Below are 15,149 nucleotides of genomic sequence, written 5' to 3'. Positions count from 1 at the left end.
GACCGGGCGGGGGGGGGGGGGGGCGGCCCCCCCCCCCCCCCCGGCCGGGGGGGGGGGGGGGCCCCGCCCCCCCCCCCCCCCCCCCCCCCCCCCCCCCCCCCCCCCCCCCCGCGACCGGGTCGGCTCAGAGAGCGGTGACGGTCCACTGGTTGTTCGTGCTGCCGTTGGGCGCCCACATGCACACCGTCGACCCGACGGTGGCGTTGCCCATCCCGTCAAGGGCCGTACCGGTGCCCCGGTTGACCAGCTGATAACGACCACTGCCCACGCTGGTCAGCCGCCACTGCTGGTTGACGCCGCCGTTCCACGGCGCCTGCAACGCGCTCGCCCCGTTGGCCGCGTTGCCCCAACTGTCGACCACCATCCCGTTGGCCCGATTCACCACCTGGTGGTAACCACCACCCGCGTCCACCAACTGCCACTGCAGATTCGGGCTGCTCACATCGCTCCACTGCTTGACCACCGACCCCGACCCCGCACTGCCCCCACTGTCCAGCACCAGACCCGTCGTCACATTCGCGATCTTCACGTACCCGGTGGGTGTGGAGCCCCCCGCGAGGCTCCAGTAGACGGTGTAGTTATAGCCCTGCGCGTCGTAGAAGGGCGCCAGGTTCACCGCGGCGCCGTTGGCGCTGGCGGTGAACGCGAGCGACGAGGTGCTGGACCGGGTGACCGAGGAGGCGGTCAACGACGGCAGCGACGAGAGGCTCGTGTCACCGTAGTTGCCGGCCAGCACGACCGGGCCGTAGGTGACCGCGGCGACCTGGGGATTGTCGTTGGCCGCTCGCGTCGCCACCCGCATGGGCAGCTGGAGGGTGACGGTGTCGCCCGAGCTCCAGGACCGGCTGAGGGTGGCGTAGCTGCCGGGATCGACTGTGACATCCTGCGCCACGCCGTTGACGCTGACCGTCGCCCCACTGGTCCAGGCCGGGATGCGCAACCGCATCGCCCACGGCCCGGAGGCGGCCCCGGTCACCGTCAAGGTGGTCCGGTCGCTCACCGGGTAGCTCGTGGTCTGCGTGACGGTGATGCCCCGCTCGGCCCAGGTCAGCACGGACGGCATGTACAGGTTCACGATCAGGGTCGTGCCGGAGTAGAAGTAGACCGAGTCCATCAGCGCCGTGTTGGCCTCGACTCCCGTCCCCTGGCAGCACCAGAAGGAGTTGTAGTCGGTGCTCCAGGTGCCGCCACCCCACGCCGGGCCGACGCCGCGGCGGCCACCCGGGTTGAGCGGGGTGAAGTAGGTGATGTGGCCGTGGCTGTCGGCCGGATTCTGCGCTCCGATGATGTGGTTGAGCAGCGTCCGCTCGTAGAAGTCGACGAGGTCGACGCGGCCGGGGTAGAGGGTGAACAGCTCCCTCGTGAGCTTGAGCATGTTGTAGCTGTTGCAGTGCTCGCAGGTGTCCCGGCTGAGGTACCCGGCGATGGCGTTCGGGGCACGGAAGTGCTCCGCCTGGCTGTTTCCGCCGATGGCGTAGGTGTGCGCGCCGACGGTGATCGCCCAGGCGTTGGCGGCGATGTCGCGGTAGCGGGTGGTGCCGGTGGCCTTGTACTCCCGGGCCGCGCCCACCCACTTCGGCACCTGTGTGTTCGCGTGCAGCCCGTTGAGCTGGTCCTGGTTCGACGCCAGGGGATTGAAGACCGCGGCGTGGTCGAAGCGCTGCGCGGTGGTCAGCCAGCGGCTGTCGCCGGTCTGCTGGTAGAGGTCGGTCAGCACCGCGTTCATCCCGCCGAACTCGACGTTGAGCACCGACTGCATCTGGCTGTAGCTCAGCCGCCCGGTCCGCCGGTCCACCCAGCCGGCGAGGTTGAGCAGCACGTCCCGGGCCTGCGTGTTGCCGAGGTACCGCCAGACGTCGAGCAGACCGGCCATGGTCTTGTGCAGGACGTAGTACGGCACGTTGCCATTGGACAACGAGCCCGATTCCAGGCTGGTGAAATCGGACTCGGGGAAGCCGGACAGGTAGCCGGCGGTGAACCCGGCGACGCTGTTGTTCGCCTGGCACCTGGCCAGTTCGCCGACGACGTAGGTGGTCCGGTCCCGGCAGGTGGTGTCGCCGAGCACGGCGGCGGCCTGGGCCCACGCGGTGAGCAGGTGCCCCTGCATGTGGGTGCGGAAGGGGAAGTTCGGCGCGTCCCAGCCGCCGTTCGCCGCGACGCCGTTGGTGGAGAGCCGGTGGTTGGCGCGGAAGTTGTACAGCATCCGGTCGGCATCGACGAAGCGCAGGTAGTTCAGCGTGCGGTTCTGGTTGTCCAGCCACCGGCTGGCGGTCAGCCGTACCTGGCCCGGAGCGAACGGGTAGGCCGAGACGCCGAGGTCGGGGCGGGCGGGCGGGACGGCCGCCTCGGCCCGGGACACGGGCAGCGCCGTGGCGCCCACGGCCATGGCTGCCGGCACCACGCCGGCGGCACGCAACAGGGTTCGGCGGTGGACCGGGTGGTCAGGCGTTCCCATCTGAGTCCTCTCGATGGTGGCTGGGTGCGGGGTGGCCGGCGCCGGCAGCCCCACCGTCCTCAACGGCGCAGGCCCCGGTGCACCGCCCCGACCGGACGCCGGTCACCTGCCGTCGGCGTTCAGGCGGGGCCTCGTGGCCCGGCTAGAACTGGGCGAAGAACCGCCAGACCTCCCCCTTGGTCCAGGTCGTGACGCCGCTCTCGGCGTAGCTGCCGTCCACCGGGCCGGGCAGGTGGCCGTTGTCGAACGCCGCCCACTGCACCGGGTAGCCGCTGCGGCAGCCGGAGTAGGCGGTGGTGATGTGGGTCCGGCTGCCGGACGCCGGTTCGGGCGGGCTCTGCGGGGTGCAGCCGTTGTTCCGGACGAACGTGTCGCGCAGCGCCCGTCCCTGGGCGATGCTCAGCACGCTGTCGGTGATGCCGTGCAGCCCGAAGTACGCGATGGGCTGGGTGCCGCCGCTGCACCCGCTGATCTGCGCGCCGCTGAAGACGGCGACGGCCCGGAAGACGTTCGCCCGGGCGCACGCCAGCGCGTAGCTCATGCCGCCGCCCCAGCTGAATCCGAGAGCGAAGAGCTGCCGGGTGTTGACGCAGAGGCCGCCCTCGATCTGCCGGATCATGTCGTCGACGAACGTGACGTCCTCGCCGCCGGAGTTGGCCCAGCCGTTGCCGAGGCCCTGCGGTGCGACGAGGATCGCGCTGTTGTTCGACTGCTCCAGCTGACCGTAGTAGGACCACGCGGCCCCGCTGGTGCCGCCCGAGTCGACGTCGTTGGCGGTACCACCGCGCCAGTGGAACGCGAAGATCAGGCGGTACTGGCGGTTGCTGTCGTAGTTGGCCGGAAGCCGGAGAAGGTAGCTGCGGCTCTTGCCACCGCTCTGGATCGTGTGGCTGCCGTTGGACAGGCCGGGCGGGTTGCCGCATCCCCCGCCGGTGCCGCCACCGGCGGAGACCATGACGAGTTGCCATTGCTGGTTGGTGCCGTTCCAGTCGGTGTACTGGACGATGGTGGCGCCGTCGGTGGTGGCGGCGTTCTGTACTTCGACGGCTTTGCCGCTGTTGCGGTTGATGAGCCGGACGTATCCACCGCCGGAGTCGGTGAGGTGGAATTGCTGGTTGGTGGCGTTGGCGTCGGTCCACTGGATGATGGGGGTGCCGTCGGTGGTGGCGCGGTTGGAGACGTCGAGGACCTTGCCGGAGTTGCGGGACTTGAGGCGGTACCAGCCGCTGCCGGAGTCGACGAACTGCCATTGCTGGTTGGTGCCGTTGTTGCGGGTCCACTGGGTGATGCGGGCGCCGTCGGTGGTGGCGGCGCCGTAGACGTCGAGGGCCTTGCCGCTGTTGCGGTTGAGCAGCACGTACCAGGCGCTCGTGTCGACCGGCCCCGGCGGTGGGGTGGAGCCGCCGGCGTTGAGGGCGTCCAGGACGGCCGTGTAGGCGGCCTTCCTGTTGCCGTTGCTGTCGAAGAGCAGGGGATTGTCGCCGCCGCGCCAGGAGTCGCTGTCGCGGACGCCCCAGGTGGTGATGCCGGTGCACCGGGTCACCGCGAGGCAGGCCCGGGTGACGGCGGCGTACATGCTGGCCTGGTTGGAGCCCTGGGTGATGTCGAGTTCGGTGATCTGGACGTCGACGCCGAGGTCGGCGAAGCGCTGCAGGTTGGCCTGGTAGTCGCCGGGCAGGCCGGTGCCGAGGTGCGACTGGAAGCCGACGCAGTCGATGGGCACGCCTCGGGACCTGAAGTCCCGGACCATGTTGTAGACGCCTGTCGACTTGGCGTTGATGCCGTCGGTGTTGTAGTCGTTGTAGCAGAGCTTGGCCCCGGGGTCGGCGGCCCGGGCGGTGCGGAAGGCGACTTCGATCCAGTCGTTGCCGGTGCGCTGCAGGTTGGAGTCGCGGCGGCCGCCGCTGCCTCCGTCGGCGAAGGCCTCGTTGACCACGTCCCAGGCGTAGATCTTGCCGCGGTAGTGGCTGGCGACCTGGGTGACGTGGTTCATCGCGGCGTTGCGCAGGGCGGTGCCGGACAGGCTCTGCGCCCAGCCGGGCTGTTGGGCGTGCCAGAGCAGGGTGTGGCCGCGGACCCGCATGCCGTGGGCCTGGGCGTGGCTGACGATCTGGTCGCCACCGGTGTAGCGGAACTGGTTCTGGGACGGCTCGGTGGCGTCCCACTTCATCTCGTTCTCGGGGGTGACCGCGTTGAACTCGCGGTCGAGGATGGTGCTGAACTGGCTGTCGGAGAGCTTGAACGCGGGGACCGCGGCCCCGAAGTAGCGGCCCTTCTCGGCCGCTGCCGCACCGAGCGTGGCGCCGGCGCTGGCGGAGCCGGCGATCACGATCGGCGCGCCGACCGCGATCAGCGCGGCGGCCAGCAGGGCGAGGATGAGCCGTAGCCGCTGCGCGAGGTGCCCTCGCGGCGGGTGAGCAGGTTGCCTCATGTCATACCTTCCGGGTCTCTGGCGATGGTGGGCGGTGCACGGTCAGGGGGTGGTCATGTCGAACCTGCGGACGGTGACGGCGCCACCCAGGGCGCGGGTGGCGTAGTTGAAGATCGCGTAGCGGTATCCCATGAAGAACTGCCAGGCGTTGTTGAGGGTGAAGGCGGGGCCGAGGGCAGTGAAGGTGACGCCGTCGGTGCTGTAGGAGAAGCGGGCCTGCCGGCCGGTGCCGGGGCGGATGTCGGCGGCGGCGCGCAGCCAGATCCGCCCGCCGGAGACGGTGGCGGAGGCCGCTTCGGTGCCGGTCCCGGTGGTGTTCCAGTTGGCGTCCATCGTCAGGCCGTTGACGAGCGTCACCCGGGTGGCGCCGCCGTCGCGTCTGACCCCGATCCACGCCGACGAGTCCCGCAGCATGGCCAGACCGGCCCGGTCGCCGTCGGTCATGGCCGAGTAGTCCAGCTCGACCGTCGCCGTGGACGTCGGTCCCTGGATCCGGTGGGTGAGCGTGTTGCGGGCCGCGTACAGGTCGTTGGTGACGGTCGCCGTCTGCAGGCGCAGGCCGCTGCCGGCCGACCACTTCGTGTTGTCCGGGTTGTGGTTCCACTCCCACCGCGGGCCCAGGCTGGTCGCGGTGAAGGTGTCCGCGCCGGTCATCGGCCGCACCGTCTTCGACGAGGCGGGGATGTTCGGCGGGGGGTAGCTGGTGCCCCAGGCGCCGTTGACGGTCTGGACGGTCGGCCAGCCGTCGGCGCTCCAGGTGATGGGCGCGAGCACCGGCATCCGGCCGCCGGGGTAGGCGTCCTGGAACGCCATGTAGTACCAGTCGCCGTTCTGGGTCTGGACGAGACCGCCCTGGTGCGGCACGCCGCCGCCGGAGATCGGGCCGGGCATGTTCAGCAGCACCTGGTGCATCTCGTACGGGCCGAACGGGCTGCTCGACCGCAGGACGTACTGGCCGTTGGCGGGACGGGTGAGGAAGATGTAGTAGTAGCCGTTGCGCTTGTAGAAGCGTGAGCCTTCGAGGGTGCCGACGCTCGACGGTGTGGTGAAGACCTGCTGGGCGCGCACCTGGCTCAGCCCGTCGGCGGAGAGTTGGGCGACGCTGATGGTGCCGTTGCCGTAGGCGACGTACATGGTGTCGTTGTCGTCGACGAGCAGCCCGGCGTCGTAGTAGCAGTTGTTGATCTGCGAACGCTTCTGCCAGGTGCCGTCGACGGCCGTCGAGGTGTACACGTACGTGCGGTTGAACTCGACGCAGCCGATCCAGTAGTACGTGCTGGTGCTTCTGCGGTAGTTGAAGGCCGATGCCCAGATGCCCTTCACGTACGCGCGCCCACCACTGAGGTCGTAGGCGTTGGAGCCGAAGTCGAGATTCGGCACCGAGTGGCCGGCGTACTCCCAGTGCACCAGGTCGTAGGAGCGCAGGATCGGTGCGCCGGGGGAGTAGTGCATGGTGGAGGCCGAGTAGTAGTAGGCGTCACCGACCCGGATGATGTCGCCGTCGGCGAAGTCCTGCCACACCACCGGGTTCGTGTACGCCGTGGCCGGCGGTGCCGACGTGGTGGGGGACGGGCCGGTGGTGTCGACCCGGACGAGTTGCCATTGCTGGTTGGTGCCGTTCCAGTCGGTGTACTGGACGATGGTGGCGCCGTCGGTGGTGGCGGCGTTCTGTACTTCGACGGCTTTGCCGCTGTTGCGGTTGATGAGTCGGATGTATCCGCCGGTGGAGTCGGTGAGTTGGAATTGCTGGTTGGTGGCGTTGGCGTCGGTCCACTGGATGATGGGGGTGCCGTCGGCGGTGGCGCGGTTGGAGACGTCGAGGACCTTGCCGGAGTTGCGGGACTTGAGGCGGTACCAGCCGCTGCCGGAGTCGACGAACTGCCACTGCTGGTTGGTGCCGTTGTTGCGGGTCCACTGGGTGATGCGGGCGCCGTCGGTGGTGGCGGCGCCGTAGACGTCGAGGGCCTTGCCGCTGTTGCGGTTGAGCAGCACGTACCAGGCGCTCGTGTCGACCGACGCCGCAGCCGCCCCGGTGACGTGCACCGCGGCCGCGGCCATGCTCGCCAGCAGCGTCATGGCGACGGCGACGGCCAGCATCGGGCGTTTGCGGCGTCGATGTGGGGCGGCCGGTGGGGCCGCGTCGTCCACGCTCATGGGTGTTCCCTCCGGTCGGATGCCGGTGGCCTGCTGTTAGCGCTAACACCAACGAGCCGGTCGCCGGGATGGTCAACGGTGGCGGGTCGGGGGATCCCGAGTCGTGCAGGCCGCGCCGAATGCACATGTATCGGGGTCGCCAAGGTTGCCAGAATGTTTCGCCGCATTCAAGAGCTAGGCGTCGATCGATGTCCCGGCGTGTGGTGAGGTGGTGAATCGAGCGCAGAGAGGGTCGGATATCGACTCGTCGTCGTCCTTCCGGATAACACTTTCTCGGCGAAATATCCGGGCGCGGCGAGTGGACCCGGAACTGCCGGGTCCGGCGAATCCGGGCCGGGCGCCTCCCCAGGTCGGCGGCGCACGGCGGGGCCGGGGCGGCGTTCCCCGGGTCGCCGGCCCGACGCGGCCCGCCCTTCTTGACGCGGCGGCCGGTCGTCGGCGACAGTCAACGACCACCGCCACCGGATCGAGCTATGTGACTGCGATGTGACGATGCGAGCTACCGGCGTGACCGAGGCGGGCCTCGTGGTGGCGGCCCAGGCGGGTGACCGGCGGGCCATGGACGAGTTGATCGCCGCCGGCCTGCCGCTGGTCTACACCATCGTGCACCGCGCGCTGGGCGGCGACCCGGACACCGACGACGTCGTCCAGGACACCATGGTGCGTGCCGTCCGCCGGCTACCGGAGCTGCACGCTCCGGAGAGCTTCCGTGCCTGGTTGGCCGCGATCGCCGTGCGCCAGCTCAGCACCCATCTGCACCGCCGGCAGGTGGCTGCCCGGCGCGCCGCCCCGCTGGACGAGGCGGTCGAGGTGCCGGACGTCGAGGCGGCCTTCGAGGACGTCACGACGCTGCGGGTGGAGCTGTCCGGGCAGCGCCGCCAGATCGTCCGCGCGAGTCACTGGCTCGACGCGGACGACCGGGCGTTGCTGTCCCTGTGGTGGCTGGAGGCGGCGGGGGAGCTGTCCCGCACCGAACTCGCGGCGGCCCTGCGGGTAGGCGTCGCGCACGCCGCCGTGCGGGTGCAGCGCATGCGCCACCAGCTCGACGTGAGCCGCGAACTGGTCGCCGCACTGGAGGCCAGGCCGAGGTGCGCCGGGCTGGAGGCCGCGGTGGCGGGTTGGGACGGCGTCCCGAGTCCGTTGTGGCGCAAGCGCCTCGCCCGGCACACCCGGTCCTGCAACCGATGCGTACGGGCCGCCGCGGGCCTGATCGCCCCCGAACGGCTGCTCCTCGGGCTGGCCCTGCTACCCGTCCCGGTCGGAATCGCCGCCGTGCTGATCGGCCGGAGCGCGCTCGGCGTGCCGGCCGTGTCGTCCGCCGCCGGTGCGGGACCGGCCGGTGGCATCGGCGCGAGCGTCAAGGTCGGCCTGGTCGGCCAGCTGCTCCAGACGGTCGTGGCGCATCCCGTCGCCGCGACCGTCGTCGCCGGCGCCCTCGCGGCCGGCACCACGGTCACCGTGACGGGCCTGCCCACGCACCCGCCGCCCACGGCGTCCGCGCCGGTCGCCGTGCCGACGTCGCCGGCCCACGGCACCCCGAGCCGGACGCCGGCGGTGCCCGCGCCGCCGCCGAGATCGGCGACGCCTCCGGCCACGCGCCCGTCGACCGGCGGCACCGCCGCCCTGACCGTGGGGCGGCTCGTGTCGCTGGAATCGGCCGGCGGGACCGGGCGGTACGTCACGACGGTGGACGGCCTCGGCGTCCTGGTGCCGGTCGGTCCGGACAGCTCCCTCGCGGCGCGCCGCCAGGCGAGCTTCGCGGTTCTCGCCGGCCTGGCCGACGCCGACTGCTTCTCCTTCCGTGCCCGGGACGGTCGCTACCTGCGGCACTCGTCCTGGCGGCTGCGACTCAGCCCCGCCGACGGGACCGAGCTGTTCCGGGGTGACGCCACCTTCTGCGCGCGTGACGGCGCGGTCAGGTCCTCCGTCGCGCTGGAGGCGTCGAACTATCCCGGATGGTTCCTCCGGCACCGCGACGGTCAGTTGTGGGTGGACCAGGTGGACGGCAGCGCCGACTTCCGCGCCGACAGTGCGTTTCGGGTCCGCCCCGCCCTGGCGGACTGAGACCACAGCCGGGCGTCGCCGATAACAGTTTTTCGCCCGACGATTCGACGGGTCGACGTCGAGGCGATCGAAATAGCGAAATAGGCGTTCGTTGTTGCCTTCCGGCCTCTGTTATCGCTAACATCGCTGCGGGTTGAGTGGGCGTCGGGAGCCGGGTGACGCACAGGGACCCCAGCCCTTCCCCGGGGCGGTTCAGCAGGCCAGGGCACTCGGCCGCGAGCACCCCGGCCGGACCACGACCTGCGACCGGGTACGCCGCCGCGGGAAGGAGAACCCATGAGACGTTCCGCCTCGGGCCGCCGCTGGGCCGCCGCTCTGGCGGCCGCGCTGCTGCTGGCCGGCACCCTGACCGGACTGCGTGCCTCCACCGCCCTGGCCCTGGACAACGGGGTCGCCCGCACCCCGCCCATGGGCTGGAACAGTTGGAACTCGTTCGGCTGCAACATCAACGAGTCGCTGATCCGGCAGTCCGCCGACGCGATCGTCGCGAGCGGAATGCGTGACGCCGGCTACCAGTACGTCGTGGTCGACGACTGCTGGTTCAACCCCAACCGCGACTCCGCCGGCAACCTGCAGGGCGACCCCGGCCGGTTCCCGAGCGGCATGAAGGCGCTCGGCGACTACCTGCACGGCAAGGGCCTGAAGTTCGGCCTCTACCAGGTGCCGGTGGACCGCACCTGCGCCCAGTACTTCGGCTCCTACCCGGGCGCCACGGGCAGTCAGGGACACGAGGCGCAGGACGCCCGGCAGTTCGCCGCCTGGGGCGTGGACTTCCTCAAGTACGACTGGTGCTCGCCGAACGGCACGATCGACCAACAGGTGGCGACCTTCGCCCGGATGCGGGACGCCCTCGCGGCCACCGGCCGCCCCATCGTCTACAGCATCAACCCGAACAGCATCCACGCCAAGACCGGGCCGCAGCGCAACTGGGGCGACGTGGCCAACATGTGGCGGACCACCGAGGACATCACGAACGCCTGGGACACCGGCCAGACCAACGGCTACCCGATGGGCATCCAGAACATCATCAACGTCACCGTTCCGCTGGCCGGCTACGCGCGTCCCGGCGGGTTCAACGACCCCGACATGATGGAGGTCGGCCGGGGCGGCATGACCGACACCGAGATGCGCAGCCACTTCGCGATGTGGGCCGTGCTCGCGGCACCGCTGATCGCCGGCAACGACGTCCGGGCCATGACGTCGACCACCCAGAGCATCCTGACCAACCGGAACCTGATCGCGATCAACCAGGACAGCCTCGGTCTGCAGAGCACCCAGATCTCCTTCGACGGCACCCGGCGGGTGCTGGCCAAGACGCTGGCCAACGGTGACATCGCCGTGGCGCTGTTCAACCAGGGCGGCGCCACCACGACGATCTCGACCACCGCCGCCGCCGTGGGGAAGACCGGCACCTCCTTCACCCTGCTCGACGCCTGGACCAACGCCACGAGCACCACCGGTGGCGCCATCTCGGCCAGCGTCCCCGGGCACGGCACGGTGGTCTACCGGGTCAGCGGCGGCGGCACGACCACCCCGCCGCCGGCCACCACCGGCGCGCTGGTGAGCGCCGCCTCCGGTCGGTGTCTGGACGTCCCGCAGAGCAGCACCGCCAACGGCACCCAGCCGGTGATCTGGGACTGCAACGGTGGCGCCAACCAGCGCTGGAGCATGAGCGGAGACAGCGTGCAGGCCCTCGGCAAGTGTCTGGACGCCCCGCTGAACGCCACCCCGGGCGCCAAGGCGCAGATGTGGGACTGCAACGGTGGCGCCAACCAGCGCTGGACCCGCAACTCCGACGGCACCATCCGGGGCCAGCAGTCCGGCCTCTGCCTCGACGTCAACGGCGCCGCCACCGGCAACGGCACCACCGTCATCCTCTGGGGCTGCACGGCCGCCGCGAATCAGCGGTGGACACTCCGCTAGGGCCACCGGCGCCGGTCCGGCCCGTCCTGCGGGACCGGCCGGACGGCGTCGATCATCCGGGGGAGCAGCCGTCGGCCGGCCCGCAGCACGGTGCCGTCGGGGCGGACGACGGCCGCGCGAGCAGCGCCCAGCCAGCGGTGCAGTGCGCTGCCCGGCCGGGCGATGACCAGCACCGCCCCGCGCCGTTCGATGTCGGCCCGTAGCGCCGTGGACGGCTCGACGGACGTGACGATCGCGAACCGGCCGGCGGCCACGTCGTCGAACCGGCGGTCGCCGTCGACGATCGCGTTCGGGCAGAGCCCGCCGGCCAGGCCGCGGCGCAGCCGTGGCCGCACCACGAGGTCGGAGCGGCGCAGCGGCGGTGTCCGGCTGTCCGTGGCCAGGTCCGTGAGACCCGGCACGAGGTGCAACCGGGGCGCCACGGCGCGACGGATGAGGTTGCCCCACTCGCCGCCGGCCGTCATCGCCGTACCGATGAGCCGGGCCAGCCTGATCATGGCGCGGACGTGCTGGCCGCGTTCGATCTGGTAGGTGTCGAGCACGGACTCGGCGAGGGTCCCGCCGAGCACGCCGGCGAGCTTCCAGGCCAGGTTCATCGCGTCGCGCAGCCCGGCACACAGGCCCTGGCCGATGAACGGTGGGCTGAGGTGCGCGGCGTCGCCGAGCAGGAACACCCGCCGGTCGCGCCAGCGGTCCGCGACCTGCGCGCGGAACGTGTACTCGGCGACCCGGATGATCTCCAGCTCCGCGACGGGGACGTCCCCGGTCCAGCGCGAGATCAGCGGATGCAGCCGGGCCATGTCGCGATAGTCGTCGGCGGTCTCGCCGGGCGCCAGCCGGAACTCCCAGCGGTAGCGGGTCCTCCCGATCCGCAGGTAGGTGCCGGCGCGGGCCGGGTCGGAGAGCTGGTGCACACCCTCCCACTGGCCCAGGTCGGCCTCGGTGGCCACGTCGATGACGAGCCAGCGTTGCGTGAAGCCCAGGTCCCGCATGGTGGCGCCGATCGAGGCCCGGGTCAGGCTGTTGGCGCCGTCGCAGCCCAGGACGTACGCCGCCCGCACGGACCCCGGCTCGCCGGTGGCGGTGTCCCTGACGTCGACCCGCACTCCGCCGGAGTCCTGCGTCAACGCGGTGACCTCGGCGTTGCCGCGGAGGGTGACCGTGCCGAACCGCCGGAGGTTGCGGCGGAGGATCGCCTCCAACTCCGGCTGGTCGAACATGCTTCCCTGCGGGTAGCCGTGCCGGCCCGGCGCCGTGCCGCGCGGGAACTCGGCCAGCACCCGCATGTTCCGGTCGAGGAGGCGCAGGCCCCGGTGCGGGCGGGAGATCGCGGCGAACTCGTCCCGGAGCCCGAGTCGGGCCAGGATCCGGTGGACCTCGTCGTCCAGCGCGACGGCCCGGGGCTGCGGGTAGATCGACTCCCAGCGGTCGAGGACCAGGCACTCGACGCCGTACTGCGCGAGCAGCGTCGCGGCGGTGAGCCCGGTGGGGCCCGCGCCGACGACCAGTACGGGCACCGTCCTCATCGGGCCCCCGATCCACCCTCCGACGACGCCGGGGTCAGTAGCGGCCGAGGCTTTCCAGCGGGCACATCACGATGCGCGGCTGGGCGGCCGGGTCGAGCCAGCGCAGCACGGTGACCAGGTCGGTGTGCGACAGGCTGACGCAGCCGGCGGTGGGGCCGGACGGGGTCCTGCTGAACTCGTGCAGGAAGATCCCGCTGCCCGCGTTCGGCACCGGCTTCGCGACGTTCGGCGGCATGTTGTAGGTGATCACGGCGAAGTGCGTGTAGGCGGGCTGCTCCTTCCACAGCGCCTCGCTGAGGCCACCGGGACTGGTGGTGGTGTGCTGGAACGTGTTGTAGCCGGACGAGTTCGGGTTCTCGTTCCACCAGTCGTTAGCGACGACCCGGTGGTAGGGGTACCGGACGCCCGGGTTGGCCGCGATGCCGTAGATCGTCGGGCCGATGGAGTAGACGCCCGTCGGCGTGGTCGGGACGCCCTCGACGTGGTGGTCGCTGAAGTACTGGGACCCGATCCGCGCGGACAGCGCCGCGGAGACCGGGACCCACGTCCCGTCGACCCTGGCGAACGTCTCCAGCGTGGCGTAGCTGGTGTTGTAGCTGGCCGCGGTCACGATGACGACCTGCCGACAGGCCGCCGGGAGGGTCGTGAGGTTGTTGGCCTTGTTGTACCGCGAGGTGCGGCGCGGCCGGGGCGTGTCGATGGTGGCGTCGGTGGTCGATGCCGCGGCGGGCGTCGCGGCCGAGGCCACGACGGGAGCCGCGACACCGGCCGCCGCGCCGAGAATCAGAGATCTCCGCTTCACCTGGCAGATCCTCGCACCTAGGCCGTCGCCGTGTCGTCCTCCGCCGCGACGGATTCCGGTGCCCGGTCGCGGGCGGCGACCTCGCGTACGGCCTCGGCGACTGCCCGGAAGTCCTTCTTGAGGATCGCGCCGTGGTTGCTGGTGACCTTCGCGGCGACCTGGATGTGCGGGTTGCGGGCGGTCACCGCGTCGAGGCTGGTGCGGATCCGTTCCTGCTCGTCGCCGCGGCTCCCGAAGGACGTCCCCGAGGCGACGACGTACCGCACGGGGACGGTGATGGTGTCCAGCACGGGACCGAGTTCACGCTCGCGGGACAGTTGGCCGAGTTCGATGTTGCTGTTCGCCTGCTGGTCGGCGGTCATGCGGGGGGCCAGGCCGGTCGGGCGTAGCAGCGGCAGGAACCAGCTCATCCGCCGGAACAGCTTGCGGATCCGCTGTTCCATGGCCTCGTCGAGCCAGTCGTGCGGGAAGGCGCCGTCGACCAGGACCGCGCCGACGGCACGCTCCGGGTTCCGGCTGGCCCAGTGCGCCCCGACGACCGCGCCGTAGGACCAGCCCACCACCAGCGCCCGGTCCACACCGCGGGCCGCGAGGACGGCGTCGACATCCCGGACGGCGGCGGCGAAGGAGTAGTCCGCCGAACGCTTCGACCTGCCACGGGCCCGCTCGTCGTAGGTGATGTGCCGCCATCCCGTCCCCAGTTCCGCGATGACCCGCCGCCAGTACCCCTGGGTGGCGAACTGGCCGTTGAGGTAGACCACCGCGACACCGGGACCGCCGGTGTCGGTGACGGCCAGGGCCGTGTCGTCGACCGGAACCATGCCGGTCCACGTCGAACTGGTCGAGGACGTGTTGTTCTTCGTCATCGTTTCCTCTTCCTCTGTTGTCTGGTGTGCGGTGGCCCGGGGACGGCCGCCGGGCCGCTGGCGACGATCGACGGGATCTCGATCGCGGTGGGCCCGGCCGGGCGGTCCTGGTACGTGTCGGTCAGAGGCTGCGGGCGGTGATGTCGCCCTGGGCGGTGGTGGCGCGGATGTCGAGGCCGGTGGTGCCGTCGTTCTTGAGGGCGTTGCTGACGCGCCCGTGGCCGGTGCCGGCGTCCAGGGCGGCCGAGACGCCGCCGGCGGCGGCGACCGAGATGTCGCCGGACCCGGTGCGGAGCACGACCGTGCCGCGCACGGCCTCGCTGATCCGGATGTCGCCCCGTGCGGTGCTGATCTCCGCGGGGCCGTTGAGCCGGCCGACCTCGACGTCGCCGTCGACCGCGGTGAGGCGGACGCTCGCCGCCTCGTCGATCTTGATCTGGCGGTACGCGCCGTCGAAGACGACGTCACCGAGGCGCCCGACGCCGCGGAGCTCGGTGGCGGCGGCCTTGGCCTCCACACGGGAGCCGGCGGGCAGCTGGACGGTGACCTCCACGGATCCGGAGGGACCGAGGAGTCGGGTGTCCGGAGCCGGTGCGGTGACCCGCAGGACACCGCCGGCGTAGGCGACGCTGGTCTGCTCGGCGGCCCGGGCGTCGCGGCTCTTGCCGGGGCTGGCGGGCCGGACCTCGACGGTGGTGTCGGCGCGGTCCGCGGCGATGAGCTGGATGCGTCCGGCAGGGATGTCGAGGACGGCGGAGATCGGGGTGGGGGTGTCGAACTTCTGCATCATGCTCTCCCGTGCTCGTGTGCTGTTTCCGATACCGGAAACGCTACGTTGCTTTCCACATCTCGACAACAATCATGTTGCGCTCGACGCGTGAGTTCCCAGGTCAACGGCACGAAAATGTTGCAACAGATCTGGCGGGAA

9 protein-coding genes are annotated in these 15,149 nt (G+C 71.2%); 2 read left to right on the top strand and 7 right to left on the bottom strand.

The features are described 5' to 3' along the window. Positions 1-124 precede the first annotated feature (124 nt). The 3 genes from ACZ6PY_RS18130 to ACZ6PY_RS18120 all read right to left on the bottom strand — a co-directional run bounded on the left by ACZ6PY_RS18130 (position 125) and on the right by ACZ6PY_RS18120 (position 7,040). Positions 125-2,455: a beta-L-arabinofuranosidase domain-containing protein gene (locus ACZ6PY_RS18130; protein WP_466073534.1), complete on the bottom strand. Its 2,331-nt coding sequence runs from the start codon at positions 2,453-2,455 to the stop codon at positions 125-127. Positions 2,456-2,597: 142 nt separating this feature from the next. Next, positions 2,598-4,886, bottom strand: a complete 2,289-nt coding sequence (locus ACZ6PY_RS18125; RefSeq protein WP_466073532.1) for an endo-1,4-beta-xylanase — start codon at positions 4,884-4,886, stop codon at positions 2,598-2,600. A gap of 42 nt (positions 4,887-4,928) precedes the next feature. Then, positions 4,929-7,040, bottom strand: coding sequence for a family 43 glycosylhydrolase (locus ACZ6PY_RS18120; RefSeq protein ID WP_466073531.1), 2,112 nt, complete (start codon positions 7,038-7,040; stop codon positions 4,929-4,931). Positions 7,041-7,532: 492 nt separating this feature from the next. Here ACZ6PY_RS18120 and ACZ6PY_RS18115 point away from each other — a divergent pair, with 492 nt between their 5' ends. Together ACZ6PY_RS18115 and ACZ6PY_RS18110 are read left to right on the top strand one after the other, a co-directional pair. Further along, a complete protein-coding gene (locus ACZ6PY_RS18115; RefSeq protein ID WP_466073529.1) occupies positions 7,533-9,104 on the top strand; it encodes a sigma-70 family RNA polymerase sigma factor in 1,572 nt (523 codons plus the stop codon). A gap of 276 nt (positions 9,105-9,380) precedes the next feature. Further along, positions 9,381-11,027, top strand: coding sequence for a glycoside hydrolase family 27 protein (locus ACZ6PY_RS18110; RefSeq protein WP_466073527.1), 1,647 nt, complete (start codon positions 9,381-9,383; stop codon positions 11,025-11,027). On the opposite strand, the gene mhpA is transcribed toward ACZ6PY_RS18110, so the two are convergent. From mhpA to ACZ6PY_RS18090, 4 genes are all read right to left on the bottom strand, one after another. Further along, a complete protein-coding gene (gene mhpA / locus ACZ6PY_RS18105) occupies positions 11,024-12,553 on the bottom strand; it encodes a bifunctional 3-(3-hydroxy-phenyl)propionate/3-hydroxycinnamic acid hydroxylase MhpA (RefSeq protein ID WP_466073525.1) in 1,530 nt (509 codons plus the stop codon). The genes ACZ6PY_RS18110 and mhpA overlap by 4 nt on opposite strands. Before the next feature lie 34 nt (positions 12,554-12,587). Further along, entirely contained in the window at positions 12,588-13,355 is a 768-nt protein-coding gene (locus ACZ6PY_RS18100) for a L,D-transpeptidase family protein (RefSeq protein ID WP_466073523.1), read from the bottom strand. A 17-nt stretch (positions 13,356-13,372) separates the two neighbouring features. Continuing rightward, positions 13,373-14,221: an alpha/beta fold hydrolase gene (locus ACZ6PY_RS18095; protein ID WP_466073521.1), complete on the bottom strand. Its 849-nt coding sequence runs from the start codon at positions 14,219-14,221 to the stop codon at positions 13,373-13,375. 121 nt (positions 14,222-14,342) lie between these two features. Next, entirely contained in the window at positions 14,343-15,008 is a 666-nt protein-coding gene (locus ACZ6PY_RS18090; RefSeq protein ID WP_466073520.1) for a DUF4097 family beta strand repeat-containing protein, read from the bottom strand. Positions 15,009-15,149: the final 141 nt, after the last annotated feature.

Source organism: Micromonospora sp. NPDC048907, from assembly GCF_055586885.1.
The sequence above is the reverse complement of the archived record's forward strand: the minus strand, read 5'-3'. Positions and strand labels throughout refer to the sequence as shown.

Excerpts from the sequence above, each read along its gene's own strand:
- ACZ6PY_RS18090 (WP_466073520.1), bottom strand. The coding sequence starts at position 15,008 with ATGCAGAAGTTCGACACCCCCACCCCGATCTCCGCCGTCCTCGACATC.
- ACZ6PY_RS18120 (WP_466073531.1), bottom strand. The coding sequence starts at position 7,040 with ATGAGCGTGGACGACGCGGCCCCACCGGCCGCCCCACATCGACGCCGC.
- ACZ6PY_RS18095 (WP_466073521.1), bottom strand. The coding sequence starts at position 14,221 with ATGACGAAGAACAACACGTCCTCGACCAGTTCGACGTGGACCGGCATG.
- ACZ6PY_RS18125 (WP_466073532.1), bottom strand. The coding sequence starts at position 4,886 with ATGAGGCAACCTGCTCACCCGCCGCGAGGGCACCTCGCGCAGCGGCTA.
- ACZ6PY_RS18110 (WP_466073527.1), top strand. The coding sequence starts at position 9,381 with ATGAGACGTTCCGCCTCGGGCCGCCGCTGGGCCGCCGCTCTGGCGGCC.
- ACZ6PY_RS18115 (WP_466073529.1), top strand. The coding sequence starts at position 7,533 with ATGCGAGCTACCGGCGTGACCGAGGCGGGCCTCGTGGTGGCGGCCCAG.
- ACZ6PY_RS18130 (WP_466073534.1), bottom strand. The coding sequence starts at position 2,455 with ATGGGAACGCCTGACCACCCGGTCCACCGCCGAACCCTGTTGCGTGCC.
- mhpA (WP_466073525.1), bottom strand. The coding sequence starts at position 12,553 with ATGAGGACGGTGCCCGTACTGGTCGTCGGCGCGGGCCCCACCGGGCTC.